This window comes from Chroococcidiopsis sp. (assembly GCF_051657925.1).
Lineage (GTDB): Bacteria > Cyanobacteriota > Cyanobacteriia > Cyanobacteriales > Chroococcidiopsidaceae > Chroococcidiopsis.
Genome location: NZ_JBOFLP010000285.1, coordinates 1 through 13762, shown reverse-complemented (window position 1 = coordinate 13762; position 13762 = coordinate 1). Strand labels below are relative to the sequence as shown.

General features: G+C 44.5%; 10 protein-coding genes and 4 pseudogenes. 4 read left to right on the top strand and 10 right to left on the bottom strand.

Annotated features, from left to right (window positions below):
* Nucleotides 1-260 (top strand): annotated as a pseudogene (locus ACRC32_RS23400) (hypothetical protein); the annotation flags it as partial.
* A 1257-nt stretch (nucleotides 261-1517) separates the two neighbouring features.
* Here the strand turns inward: ACRC32_RS23400 and ACRC32_RS23395 are convergent.
* A pseudogene (locus tag ACRC32_RS23395) lies at nucleotides 1518-2351 on the bottom strand (IS1 family transposase).
* Nucleotides 2326-3357 (bottom strand): GAF domain-containing protein, encoded by a 1032-nt coding sequence (locus tag ACRC32_RS23390; protein WP_438556230.1) that lies wholly within the window; start codon nucleotides 3355-3357, stop codon nucleotides 2326-2328. The pseudogene ACRC32_RS23395 and the gene ACRC32_RS23390 overlap by 26 nt, the downstream one beginning before the upstream one ends.
* A 416-nt stretch (nucleotides 3358-3773) precedes the next feature.
* On the opposite strand from ACRC32_RS23390, the gene ACRC32_RS23385 reads away from it, so the two are divergent.
* Nucleotides 3774-3938, top strand: coding sequence for a hypothetical protein (locus tag ACRC32_RS23385; RefSeq protein ID WP_438556229.1), 165 nt, complete (start codon nucleotides 3774-3776; stop codon nucleotides 3936-3938).
* Nucleotides 3939-4109: 171 nt separating this feature from the next.
* Here ACRC32_RS23385 and ACRC32_RS23380 read toward each other — a convergent pair.
* From ACRC32_RS23380 to ACRC32_RS23350, 7 genes and pseudogenes are all read right to left on the bottom strand, one after another.
* A pseudogene (locus ACRC32_RS23380) lies at nucleotides 4110-4332 on the bottom strand (DUF4926 domain-containing protein).
* On the bottom strand, nucleotides 4332-4595 hold the full coding sequence (locus ACRC32_RS23375; protein WP_438556228.1) for a hypothetical protein: 264 nt from the start codon (nucleotides 4593-4595) through the stop codon (nucleotides 4332-4334). Before ACRC32_RS23375 ends, ACRC32_RS23380 begins: the two are co-directional and overlap by 1 nt.
* A gap of 83 nt (nucleotides 4596-4678) precedes the next feature.
* The gene (locus ACRC32_RS23370) at nucleotides 4679-4894 is read right to left on the bottom strand and encodes a hypothetical protein (protein ID WP_438556227.1); all 216 of its coding nucleotides are present in this window, start codon (nucleotides 4892-4894) and stop codon (nucleotides 4679-4681) included.
* Nucleotides 4891-5472, bottom strand: coding sequence for a DUF29 domain-containing protein (locus tag ACRC32_RS23365; protein ID WP_438556226.1), 582 nt, complete (start codon nucleotides 5470-5472; stop codon nucleotides 4891-4893). The genes ACRC32_RS23370 and ACRC32_RS23365 overlap by 4 nt, the downstream gene beginning before the upstream one ends.
* Before the next feature lie 502 nt (nucleotides 5473-5974).
* A complete protein-coding gene (locus ACRC32_RS23360) occupies nucleotides 5975-6469 on the bottom strand; it encodes a hypothetical protein (RefSeq protein WP_438556225.1) in 495 nt (164 codons plus the stop codon).
* Between the two features lie 97 nt (nucleotides 6470-6566).
* Complete coding sequence (locus tag ACRC32_RS23355) at nucleotides 6567-6797, bottom strand: hypothetical protein (protein ID WP_438556224.1); 231 nt, start codon at nucleotides 6795-6797, stop codon at nucleotides 6567-6569.
* Nucleotides 6798-6967: 170 nt separating this feature from the next.
* Nucleotides 6968-10630 carry a beta-propeller domain-containing protein gene (locus ACRC32_RS23350; protein WP_438556223.1) on the bottom strand — a complete coding sequence of 1221 codons (3663 nt, stop codon included), beginning with the start codon at nucleotides 10628-10630 and terminating at the stop codon, nucleotides 6968-6970.
* A gap of 247 nt (nucleotides 10631-10877) precedes the next feature.
* Between ACRC32_RS23350 and psbA the strand changes: the two genes are divergently transcribed.
* Complete coding sequence (gene psbA / locus ACRC32_RS23345) at nucleotides 10878-11954, top strand: photosystem II q(b) protein (RefSeq protein WP_438556222.1); 1077 nt, start codon at nucleotides 10878-10880, stop codon at nucleotides 11952-11954.
* Nucleotides 11955-12275: 321 nt separating this feature from the next.
* On the opposite strand, the gene ACRC32_RS23340 is transcribed toward psbA, so the two are convergent.
* On the bottom strand, nucleotides 12276-13124 hold the full coding sequence (locus tag ACRC32_RS23340; protein ID WP_438556221.1) for a DUF5895 domain-containing protein: 849 nt from the start codon (nucleotides 13122-13124) through the stop codon (nucleotides 12276-12278).
* A 302-nt stretch (nucleotides 13125-13426) separates the two neighbouring features.
* On the opposite strand from ACRC32_RS23340, the pseudogene ACRC32_RS23335 reads away from it, so the two are divergent.
* A pseudogene (locus ACRC32_RS23335) lies at nucleotides 13427-13762 on the top strand (hypothetical protein); the annotation flags it as partial.

Below are 13762 nucleotides of genomic sequence, written 5' to 3'. Positions count from 1 at the left end.
AAAAACCTGGAGTTTGCTTGGTCAAGGAGATTCAGTCTAGTTGTCACCAGAATAATCTAGTTCTCAGTCTCAACCCAGAGATGGCGCAAAAAGCGACTGAAGTTTTGCAAAACTTAGTTGCATTTGACGTGCCTGGGTTGGGCAATGCAGTGCAAGAATCTCAAGGACAACCTTTCGTTTCTTTAGCGGCAGTAGCTGAAAGTTTGGCTCCAGCAAAAGGTTTGTGGTTTGTGAGCGGGAAAGAGGAAAGCCCTTTTTGAGCAGTTGCAACAGTTTTAGTTGGCTCTGCTGTAGCGTTCTAAAATGAGACTTCTGTGGAATTTTACTTCTAGTTTTGTGCTACAACCAAAGAGCTTATTTAGCCTGATTACCGATCTGGGATGGGATTTCTTTGGCTGCGACACTGCTACGGTATTTGAGAATTTTCCCAAAACATCAATGCTAGCAGAAAACATCCGATCTCTCTTAGTGGTATCTTGTAGGAATTTAAGCATTACAATTGTCAATTCCTCTCTGGAAAGCTCGGACGAGTGATCGATGAATTCAAGAATGCATTTAGATAGGGCTACTATAAATATCTTATTTGAAATACCTAGATTCCGCGTGAGCTTTTTTACTTCCACATATTTTTTAAATTAACAATACCAATAAAGTCATTTAACAATTGGCATAGTATTACTAAATATGAATTTATTTGAGCATAAAAAACAAGGCGATCTAAAGTTAAACTATAATTAACTTAGCTCAAATATCAATGAATTTTGAGGAGATCTTCCGTAATGCTTTCTCAAATTAGATGGTAATTTCTGCTCTCATTTGGTAGTTTTTAAAGCTTCAGTAATTTAGAAATATTTATGCTTGCTACTGAAGTAGATTGGAGCAAGTTTCGCTACTTTTCGCTTGAATTTTATCAAGTCTAAACTTAATGTCTGCTAAAATGGTAAGTTATCGCTAACTTATGGAAACTTCTAGTTTGTCTTAACTAAGAGAACGAGAGCGATACTAGGCAACTAATTTTACGTAATTCGTCGATTAAAGACCGCTTAATGTGATGGAGTGAGCTTCGATGAGACGAGCGGTGATTTACTCCCTTTCCGCCAAAAGATTAGGTATTTATAGTTGTTAGAATGCTTAACTTACCAAGATTTGTTTTGCCGAATCTTATCATGGGAAGAGAGTAAGTAAAATTAGAATTAAAAAGAAGCAGTAACGATAATGATAGTACCGAATCTAGTTACCTCACGAGAATCGAACGCTCAATATTAAGAATAAACTATTCAAAATTATGTAACAATAACGAGAATATTAACAGTAGATAGTAGTTTTTAATCAATTGAACGAGTAGTCGATAGTTTTAAAAGTTTCGGCAAATTCTACAGTATATAGTCGATGTAATAGCAAAGTTAGTTATCAATATGAAAACTATTAAAAAACTGAAGTACATCATTTCATGAAATAAATATATAACATGAAAATACAGAAACAACAAAAAATATTACGAATTATTAGGTCATGCCCTACACAAGAGTGGGATAGGTTGCAATATCATTCCAAGTCCAAGGACGTGAGGTCAGATCTGCCCGCTGTGCAGTTGTAGTTCCCAGGCAAGAATGCTGCCATATCCAGTTAAAGTAGCTCAGGACGAGTCTTGCAGTAACCTCGGTCTGCTGCCACACCTTGCCGAATTTGTTTTGTCGGCGATGCCATCGAGAGCGTTTGCTGACGGACAATGCCTAGGGTGCGCTCTAAACGTTGCGTCAACCCTTTACAAATAAAATGCTCTACCTCATCAGGTAGGACTCGCTCATATCCCTCCCAGCCGTCCGTATGCCATTCCTTGCAATCAGTCTTGCCTTCAGTACTAATCACTAACTCAATGGCTAGTTCGTCGGTATGCTTGCCTACACGAGCGCAGAGAATCAACCCGCTTAGTTGAGCCAAACTCAACGCTATCCAGCAATCTCCAGCCTCTGCCTCCTCTGCTAAACAGTGTTTTTGTTTTTTAAGGGCAAATCGACCACATTTCATCGGCTCCAATCGCGTCTGTGTCCACATCTTGCACCTTAGCATTGTGTACCATTTGCGCTTTCTCTGCTGCCGCTTGCACAATACTAACTACTGTGTCGTAAGCTAAGCCACTAATCCGACTGATGCCACGTAAACTACTACATAAGAGCATGGGCTTGCAGCACAATCCGCACTTCTTCTTCGCTCACTTGCCGTCGGTAATACAGCGTATCAAAGGTATCGGTGAAGGTTTGCTTACATTTGGCACAGAAGTAGCGTTGACTCCCTTTACTCGTCGAGCCATGTTTATGCGGTTTATCATGACCACACAAAGGACACTTCATAACAATACTCAAGATTAACTGCACAATGTTTCAGTCTAGCAGTCCCACACTTGCCTATTGCACGATCAACAAGCCGAAAATGTTGATAGAGGTATTCAACTTGATCGTCTACTGAAAGCGAAATCGAGAATGGTTGTTCAATCTCATATCGATAAATTCCTTCATTACTCATTTCAAACAAACTACGGTAGCGTTCTTCCGATTCTGATAGGCGATCGAGCGTTTGCTGTAATTCGGCGTTGTGGCGTTCGAGTTCTTGCGATCGCGCTTGTTCTAATCGTAACAGTTCTTCATCTTTTTCCTGCCGCTCGATCGCCGCTGCAATACTATCGGCTGCTACTTGCAAAATGGCAATTTCTGCCTCGTCATACAGTCGCGGTTCGCCGCAGTTATCGAAACCGATTTGTCCCCAACTTTGTCCCTTAACGAGAATCGGCACCACCAAGATTGAAGTGAGACTTTGCTCCAGAAAAATACTGCGAGTCGGCTCTGGCAAATCGGCAACTAAATAGTTTGAGACAACTCCTTGCAAATAGTTTTCGCGGAATTGGGCGAAATTCTCCCAAGGTACGCCAGTCTCTAAATCGGGCGTGCTGTCAATCGAAGGAGATACGCCTACTTGACACCACTCCATCAAAATTCGCACCGCTGGAACGCCTGTCTCTGGATGAGCTACATCCTGAGTAAGACAACACCGATCGCTCCCCACTGCTTTGCCCAACAACCGCACGACATCGGGAAGAACCGTGGTGCGATCGGGCGATCGCAGCAGCAGATTGGCAATTTGGGCAACGGTCGAGAGTAAGGAAGCTTGGCGCGAGCGTGCTTCGGATTGGCGCAGGCGATCGCATTCTTGTCGTTGTTGAATGAGTTCGCTTTGCAGGCGATCGTTTTCTTGTTGGAGTTGAGCGAGTTGAGTGCGAAGGTATTGATTTTCTTGCTGGCACTTAGTAAATTCTGTTTGTAGTGTTCGATCGCGATCGCGCTTCTCGGCTTCTGTATCCATAACAATTTTCAATCTACCTTGAAGTCAATTGGTGAAAGACGAGCGTGAAGCAGCTAGGGTTTAAGCATATTATCTTAAAATTAGCCAACCAAGTATAGGTACGCATCCCTCACGCTTGAAATATTTCTTTGCTTACGGCACGCGCTCCGAGCGCGATCGCTCGAACTCGCTGTAATGAACCAATTCTGTTTCTCAAGCAAAGTCAGATTTTGTCCTGTATGCCAAACAACATATAAACCTAATTAGCTAACTACTAGAGACACACTTATACGTAGCTAGGTTTGTATGAACCTATCCCACTATTATTTTCTGAGATGTAAAAGCTTGATTTAATTGATGATAAAAACGATAAATTAAGCTTTTAATCATCTTTTATTGCCAATAAGTAAGCATTTTTAGATTAGTGGGATAGGTTCATGATTTCGAGAAGATTGGAGCGAAGTTTGAGTGTAACTCGAATCTGCCCCGTAGAACGATCGATCGCTACCAAGTATCGATCGACTCCTACCCAAACAGTTTGCCCATCTGCTGACACAACTACTTCTGGATCGATCGGTTGGCTATTCCAGCCCAGCCCGTAAACCCCAACTCGTTCGCCTAGATCGAGCGAGGCAAATCTACGGGGGTGTTCGTCTACAATTACCTGTCAGGAGCCATCGATTTGACTAAACTCCGCTCCTGAAATATTTCGTATTTTCATGAAAAATCTCTAAGATATCCGACCATAGCTTTGCTTAGGTAGGGTAGTTGAATTACCTTTGAAATAATATTTCTCGATCGAGAGGTTGGTGATGTAGAACCATCAACTGCACTGCTCGTAGTGTTGCAAATGCGTAGGCACGACCATTTATATCGCGCTTACTCAACCTCAAACACCCCAGGCTCGTATTCCTCAACAATCGTTCCTACCTGTCCCCGATACAATCCTAGTTCCGGTTGGTCTTCTAACAATACAACCACATCGAGTAACTTCATCAGTCCTTTATCCCATGTAATTCTCTAAGAGCAGCTAAATGCTCGTCATATCTTTTCCAGGCTTGCTCTAGCTCTACCAATCTCTGTTGCCAGCCTTCTTTTTCTTGGGGACTTTTCGCCGCAGCTATTTGGGCTAGTATTTTATCCTGACGGCGCTGCCACTTTTGTCGATGGCGCTCAAGGTTTGGATCGAAAGTATCGAAACCCATTTCTTCTGCTTGGGCTAACTTTTCTCTAAATCTTGCCTTTTCTTCAGCAGTCATGATGAGGCAAAATGCAACTCAATAAATATTAATAACCAGTCAACAGCTCTAGCCTTAGCTCCAGCTTCGCCTTTTTCTCTGGGTCAGTTGTAGTGGCTATTTCTCGCCTTAATTCTTCCCTTCGGGCAGCCGCTGCAACGCGATCGCTTTTGCCGACGATCGCCAGCTAAAAACTCCTTAATCCGCGTCTTTTGTTCTTCTTCTGTCATTACTAGCCGACCAGCCATCCCGCTCGACTCAAGTTCATATAACCTTTCTTGTTTTTGAATGATTTCCTCATCACTTAACTTCTTAGTCATTGTTGTTCCTCACTTATACTTATTGGTTCTGGGAAGAAGTCTGGATCTAATGATTCTTCTACCAGATAAAGACACTCTAACGGGAAAACTTGTACGGGCAATCCCGTTTCATCAGATGCGTCAACTCTTGCATCCAAGTAGCATTCAACATAAACCTTGAATACATGAAGTCGTAGCACGGGATGTTTGCGACAAAGCCGTGCAATTTGTTTTCTAGCTTCCTTAATCGTACCTAGCCAACTATTGCTACGCTGTGAGGGTTGGAACTGCCACTTAAGCAAATGCATCAGCAGCCGTGTCAAGTGGCTCTCTAATGCATCGCGATGTCTACCGCTCAAATCCCTTACTTCCTCCACCAGGTTGACTAAATCTAATTCATTCCAGCGTTTCTGCTCTAACAGCATTGCCTGCTCGTCTGCCCATGCTACGTAGTCTTGCTCGTATAGACTTGTTGCCCGATCCGGTTTGGCTTGTGTCATGTTGGTTTGATTAAGTTCGCCGATACTTTTATTGTTGCGCTTCCTGCCCAGACAAAACAATGCCGTCGCATCTAAGCGCACGCATCGGGCAGCGAACATTCTTTCTAAAAGCTTTGGATCTGTCCTAAGTTTCTGCAATTAGGAGACTATTAAACTATATTACTTTTTAACAACAGGAGCTATAACCACCGAAACTACTGCGCCAGCTATCAAGGAGAATGCCAAATTAACAACTTGACCTTGTGCGTTTCTATATGCTTCTATCGTAGCTTCCAGCTTGATAGTTCTGAGATTTAGGGCATCGATTTGGTCTTGTAATTTATTTTCGTTTTCGCTCGTCACTATTTAATTGCCCACCAAATAATAGCTACATATAAAATAGCAACCATGACCCAACAAAGCCGGAGCATGAGTTCGGTATTTTCCCAAAACTTTAAGTTATTCATTGTTGCTATTAGCCCAATTGACTTGTTTTAAATTATACCATTTTGTAGTATTTGCTTTGGCTAATAATCTGTTTTTGATTCAAATAACCAAAGCAATCTATGTATACACAACTGCCCAGATACAAAGGTGTTGGTGTTGTATCTGGGCTTAGACATCAGGCAGTGAGTCGATCGATCATTTCCTGCTTAGTCAAGTGCCTGCCCTTACCACGAGCATTCCGCCACTGGACACCTCTAGCACTACAGTGCTGTCGTAGTTGCACGGCACTCAGCAGGGCAAGGGCTGCTGGAGCAGTAGTTTGGGCTTGCGTCCGCTTTTTCTTAGGTTTTGCTTTGCTCGGTCTTATGTCCATCATGGGTTGAAGTGCGACAATCGCCGGAGGCAATAGTAGCAGACGGAGAGCTAGGGGCGCGATCGCGATTGCCGTTTTTTCTGTCACGCTCGGTGTAAGGGTTGTCAGCCAGGGGTCTTCTAGCATTGGTTCGGCTGCTATTTGAGGCGGCACTGACTCTTTCTGTAGCGCGGGAGCTGCTGGTTGCTGGCTCTCCTGAATTCGTCGCGCTATCCCCTGTACAAATTCAATCGCCATGACCAGCGCGAAGCCAACAGCAATAATCTCGATCGCGACGGTGAGAAAATCTTGCAACATTTTGAGTCTCCTATTGCTGGCGTTGTGTGTAGAGAATTGCCAGCTTATAGTGCGCCTTGGGAGTCGAACCCAAGCCCAGCGGTCAACCGGACGCGCCTTAAATATATTTCTTCTTACCTTCTTCGTAACCTTTGCAATAGAAAGGGTTTTCCGACCGAGGGGGGAAACCAAAATCTGCGTGTTGAAAACCCATGTCGTAATAGTGCCAGTCTATGCCTTCCCACAAATCCCGATCGGCAAGTCGCTCGGATAAAGGGCGGGGTTCTCGCACGGCTGGTTCGCGGTCTTCTTTGACGTAGTGGAAGCCTTCGATAAATTCTGGTTGCATGGGGAGAGATTGCTATACTTCTCTCCCCCCTCAAGCGTTAGCTTAACTTGCAAACAATACTAACAGTTGCCACTTTCACAATTTTGCTCTGCTTAAACCAATAGGACATACGCAAAAATCGTCAAAGCCATAATCTCGATCGCTGTCGCTAACCCAAAAGTATTGACATACTAGACATCTATCGCCCCCAGCACCTTTAAAGTTGCTCTCTGTGCCTGGGTTAAACCAGTCGCGCCAGTAAGATTCATCCCTTCGTAGGGTCTTTCGTTGCTCAAAATTTTCAGACACTTGCCTGTTTCGAGATCCCAAAATCGAATGCTGCGATCGTCGCTCCCACTCGCGAGAACGGGGATTTGGCGATTTGAAAGCTCGTCTTCTAGATGCGCGAACGTGACTGAAAGCACCCAGCTGCTATGTCCTTGCAATACTCTCAAACACTCACCATTTTCAACATTCCACAGTCTCACCGTTCCATCTAAGCTACTACTAGCTAGGGTATTGCCTTGCGGACTATAGGCAAGAGAAACAACCCAACTGGTATGACCGCGTAACATCCTCAAGCACTGGTTATCAGATAGATGCCAAATCGCGATCGCACCATCTACACCACCACTAGCCAGAGTTTGACCGTCAGGGCTAAAAGCAATCGCATACACCCAATTACTGTGTCCTGGTAAAGCCTTGATACATTCTCCAGTTTCAACATCCCAAATCTTCACCGTGTAGTCCGCACCGCAACTCGCTAGAGTTTGACCGTCGGGGCTGTAGGCGACACAAAGGGATAAGCTGTTGTGAGCCTGTAAAACTTTCAGGCATTGTCCGGCATGAATATCCCAAATTCTCACGGTTTGGTCTAAGCTACCACTAGCCAAAGTTTGACCGTCGGGACTATAGGCAACTGACATTACCCAATTCGTATGACCCTGAAAAGTTTTGATACACCTACCATCAGAAATGTCCCAAAGTCTAATCGTGCCATCCCCACCACCGCTGGCTAAAGTATTTCCTTGGGGGCTGTAAGTCACCGATCGCACCAAGTCACTATGTCCTTTAAAGATTCTCAGGCACTTGCCATCTGCAACATTCCAGACCTTGAGCATTTGGTCTGCACCGCCAGTAAATAACGTCTTTCGATCTGGACTAAAAGCGATCGCCCAAATGCCGCTACTATAGCCTTGGAATGTTTTCAAACACCTACCATCCGAAACATCCCACAGTTTCAAAGTTTGGTCTTCATGAGCGCCAATTAACATTTGACCATCGTAGCTAAAGACTATAGTGCGGATACCGCTACTATGCTGCAAGGTTCTGATGAGCTGACCCGTGCTAATATCCCACAACTTTACACAAGAGTCAGCATCGCCAATTGCTAGAGTTTTATTGTCGCCACTCAGGGCAACGGCAGACCACCAAACCCAGCCTTTGTGTCCGGCTGGTAATGTTTTTTTACACTCACCAGTCTCGATGTCCCATATTTTTATTGTTTGGTCTTCACTGGCACTGACAAGGGTTTGACAATCGGCGCTAAAAGTCACAAAACCAATGACGTTATTGTGTCCGTAGATAGTTTTCAGACATTGCCCAGTCTCAATCTCCCACAACTTTATCGTGCGATCGGCACTAGCACTTGCTAGAGTGCGACCGTCAGGGCTAAAAGCAACATAACATACCCAAGCAGTATGCCCCTGGAAAGTTTGATAGCATTGATTTGTCCCCAGATCCCAAAGCTTAATAGTTTTGTCTTCGCTACTACTAGCTAGGAACTTACCATCGCGACTGAAAGCGACAAACAAGACCCAACCTGCATGACCTGGTAAAACTTGGCGACATTGACCCGTGCTGACATCCCATAAGTGTACGGTGCGATCGTCGCAACCGCTAGCTAAAGTTTTGCCATCGGGACTGAAACTCAAAGCGCGAGTCCAGCCTTTGTGTCCTGACCATGCGAGTATTTGTTGTCCGTCTGCAACTCGCCACAAGCGAATTTGAGAATAACTGTCTGCGGTAGCGAGAATTCCATCTCTATTTACTGTCATGGCGAAAATATAGCCCAGGTTTTCAGTAAAAGTAGATTTGGCTAAATTGGAGTAGGAGAAGTTTACCCGCTGTAAATTCGCCCCGCGTAAATCTGCTTGCCAAACTGTGAGGTGTGAGAAGTCGCGATCGCTTAAATTTAGTTGTAGATGTAGCAGTAAATTCAGTGTATTTCCCGCTGCATATCCCGATTGGATGGCAATTTTGCTCTGTAGAGGAATCAGAATTTGCATCAACTGACGATCGATTGCTACTGCATCACCAAATACGCGCAACAATCGATTCGCAACTGGCTTGAGGATCAGTTGAATTTGAATATCTTGCAGGTAATTTTTTGTCTGAGCTTTAATTAATGCATGACTTATATAAAGAGCAGGCGACTGGGTTTCAATTTCTTGACAAACTTGAGTAATTAATCGCTCCGTTACATACTCCATCAAAACTGGTTGCAAGGTAAAAAGATTCGTCCCTTTCTCAATCAGCGATCGCCTTGCTAAAGATTCTAAAATTTCGAGAATTTCAGCAGTTGTCAAGGGTGATAGTAGATCGATTTGCAGTTCGGCGATCGCCACTGGTTCGCGATTAATTGCCAACCAGTACACGAGTTCTCGTTCCCAATTAGATAAGCGGTCAAATTGTTGCTGCAATAAATCTTGAATGTCGCCAAAAATTGCCGTACCTTGAGCTAAAAAACGTTCGATATTTCCAGCAAATAGATCGCTAATTGTCGTGGCAACAATTTTTAAGGCTAAGGGATTACCTCCGTAAGATTGAATCAAAGTTTGCCAATCGCGATCGCCCCCAAGAAAATGACCTTTGGCTTTAAATAGTTCTTGCGCTGCGGTTGTAGTTAAACCTGATAAACTCAAAGTCCTGACTGGAAAACTTTCTCCAGCCAAAGCCGCCACCTCTTTTGGTTTCTCGCGACTTGTTAAGATTAAACAACTCTGATGACGGGTTTCTCCAATTCGCTGTAATAACTTTCCATATTCTTCGTAACCATCTCGATAGTAACCAGCTTTATCATGATTGCTATTTTGTTGAGCGGCACTAGATAAAATAGTTTCGAGATTATCGAAAATAATTAAACAGCGATGGATTTGAAGATATTCTATTAACTGCAAAATCTTGCCGTCTGTATCTGCGGCTAGTTTTGTAGCTTTACCTTCCGACAACAATTCAATTAAATTAGTTAGCAAAAGATGAAGCGAAGGGGCGTTGTGTAGCGATCGCCAGATAATAAAATCGAAATTCTCCTGAATTTGCTCTGCAAGTTTTACCGATAAAGCTGTTTTCCCCGTGCCACCAATCCCTAAAATCGCGACTAACCGACAACGATCGTACCTTATCCATTCTGATAAAATTGCTAATTCGCGATCGCGTCCGTAGAAAACAGAAACATCAATGGCTTCGCCCCAACTGATTTGATTTTGGATTTCAGATTTTGGAGCCAGTGCGTTGGGCGGGTTTTCCGACTTGAAGCAACTGGCGTGATTTTGGATTGGCGGTTGAGTTTCTGTGCGATCGCCGATACTACTAGAAGAATAAAATTGCGATCGCCGTCTTAAAACACTCCGAAAATTATTCTTAGTAACCTTCTCCCCGCAAGTTTCCGAAAGTTTCTTCCACAATTGAAAGCCGACTAATTTAATATATTCAGCGTCATAACCGGAAGTTTGGGCAATTTCTGGATAACTCTTTTGTTCCCAGCAAGCGCGAAAAATAGTTTCTTGCAAGTCATTTAAGGGCTGTTTACCAAGGATTGCTTCCAGAGCGATCAAGGCTTCTTCAACAGTCATAATAATTGTTTCCCGCCAGAACCGCAGGGCAGAATGCAGAAAGTCAATTTTTCGATTGCCACTATTTCAATAGTAACTTCGATCTAACTTGTTATTTTAATCGATAACCTGAGTATATAACGTTTAATAACTTTTCATAACTGTCAGAGCCATTTAATTTTCATAAGATGCGTTTAGTCGGTCAACAAATCTATAGCGATTTGCCAACGACATTCATACAAACCATGACGAAATCATTTAGAAAATTATGACAACAACCTTACAAAGACGCAGCAGCGCCAATGTATGGGAGCGATTTTGCGACTGGATTGTTAGCATTGAAAATCGGCTCTATGTCGGCTGGTTTGGCGTGTTGATGATTCCGACCTTACTGGCTGCTACCACTTGTTTCATCATTGCATTTATTGCCGCGCCTCCCGTAGATATTGACGGTATCCGCGAACCCGTGGCTGGTTCTTTGTTGTATGGCAACAACATTATCTCTGGTGCGGTTGTGCCTTCCTCCAATGCAATTGGATTGCACTTCTACCCAATTTGGGAAGCAGCGAGCTTGGATGAGTGGCTGTACAATGGCGGACCCTATCAGTTAGTAATTTTCCACTTCCTGATTGGCGTATTCTGCTACTTGGGTCGGGAGTGGGAGTTGTCCTATCGCTTGGGAATGCGCCCTTGGATTGCAGTAGCTTATTCTGCACCCGTGGCAGCTGCTACCGCTGTATTTCTGATTTATCCCATCGGACAGGGTTCTTTCTCAGACGGTATGCCTTTGGGGATCTCTGGAACTTTCAACTTCATGTTGGTGTTTCAAGCCGAGCATAACATTCTAATGCATCCTTTCCACCAACTCGGTGTGGCGGGTGTCTTTGGTGGAGCGCTATTCAGTGCAATGCACGGTTCTCTAGTAACTTCTTCACTGGTGCGCGAAACGACTGAAATCGAATCTCTCAACTACGGTTACAAGTTCGGTCAAGAGGAAGAAACCTATAATATTGTGGCTGCTCACGGCTACTTCGGTCGCTTGGTTGGACGCACAAATGAAATCGTATTGGGAGTCGATGCCAACAGCCGCAGCCTGCACTTTCTGCTAGCGATTTGGCCCGTGATGGGGATTTGGTTTACCTCACTCGGTATCAGCACGATGGCATTCAACCTCAATGGTTTTAACTTCAACCAGTCTATTCTCGACTCTCAAGGTCGCGTAGTGAATACTTGGGCTGATATTCTCAACCGTGCCAACCTGGGTATGGAAGTGATGCACGAGCGCAACGCTCACAACTTCCCACTCGACTTGGCTGCTGTAGAAGCGCCTAGCCTCAGAGGTTAACGAGTTTGGTTTGTCTGGTTCTATGTATTGCTGAAAGTAGCGCTCCTAGTCGGGGCGCTTTTTCTTTGTTTGCGTTTTGTCTAGGTGTAGTATGACTTTTTTTGCGTAGTGTTTCGGCTAGACTCATTAGAGCAGACAATTTGTCGTGTGAATTAAGGCGATCTCCGCTTGAGATTCGATTGCGCGAGCGTTGGTGAACTAGACATGGCATGGGGCTGAGTTAAACTAAGCAGCTCCGTCACCGGAGTGACTTTGTTTAACTCAATCGCTTTATCAGTTACATACCAATCGACTAGTTTGTGTATAAAAAGCGACTAGCACTTAATACGGAATTTCATCCTCATCAACGGGTAAAGCAGTTGTTTCAACCGTTTGCGGTGGCAAGCTTTCAGCTACTCGATGAGTAGGTGCAAGAAGTGGAGGAGTTTCATCTTCTGCTGTCTTGAGGATGTTATTGGCAAAGCCGTTAGATGAGGCAGCGATTCCCCATAGTTCCTGGCTTTTCTCCAAACAGATAAACTTCTCTAGTTCTGGCGATGACGGCATAGCAATGGTTTCGGGAATTGCTACCCATGACTTTTTCGCACCGTTGGGTGGTTCTAAGGATGGCTTAAAGGTAGGATTGAAGGCGCAAAGGCAATGGAATTGTTTGTTCAGGCTGCGATAGCCGCAGTTAAACCGTTGGGCATAAGCGATCTCCATTTTGACTTTAAATGAGTTAACAGCTTCGCCAAATTTAGCAGCAGCAACGCCATGAATCGAAAGGACGAGCGGAACTTTGTGTAGATTCTGGTTTTCCTTACCCAATAGGTAAATCATGTAAAAGCTACGCAAGGTTGCTTTGTCACCGAGTTCGAGATATTGCTTGCGCCCATCTGGAGTTTCATAGTTCCCCACGATTTCCTTACTCTCCCGCAACTCGATAAATCGGGGAGATGTAGCTAAAATGTGCATTTTAGGAGATTTATAGAGTATTCCTTTCTCTACTGCACCGCTGGAGAAGGTGTGTTCGTAGTTGGGTGACTCTCCTTCCCAACCGATCAGTTCTAGGGTACTAGCCTTGACAAATAGACCAACCGTTGTCGGAGATTTATCATTAAGGATTTGGCAAATTTGTATTCCAGCGATGGAGCCAGTAAACTTTGGGTTTTGGAAATCTTGGAGTTCCATGAGGGCATGAGAAAAACATCACCCCCAAGCGGCGCGTCAGCGCATGGGTGTAGGGCTAGAGGCGCGGCTACAATTCGATCTAAAAAAAGTCGAAGCCATATCCTACCTTCCGACATTCTAGTTTCTCGATCGACGATCGCAGCCTAAACAATCTTCTACATCAAATCGCCGCCGCGCCTGCTTGACTCCAGTAGCGATCGGTGTGAATTTGGCTAGATTCGTCCGCTAGTTGACCGCCACAGCCCTAGAAAAAAAGTTTTTAGGGGTTTAGCATGATGGCATAAATCAGTTGGGCTTAAGCCATGATCGCTCAACAAGCCGCCTTCAGCAACGTCAAACAACGAGTCATCTTCCTGGTACTCGAAGGTGTCGAATTGTTAGATCTGGCTGGTTCGGCACAGGTATTCAGTATGGCTGCATCCTTGGGTGCGCCCTACTCCCTGCATTTCTGTGCCAACCTCTCTGGAGTGAGATCGGCACAAGGGCTGTTTCTGGGGCAGCTGGAGCCACTACCCGTCGTTTCTGCCAACGATCTAGTCATGGTTGCTGGTGTGGCATTGGATCGACTCAGCCAACCCCTGCTGGACGTGGAGACTCGTCGCTGGTTGCTCGATGCTTATGCCAAGAGTACCCGCATT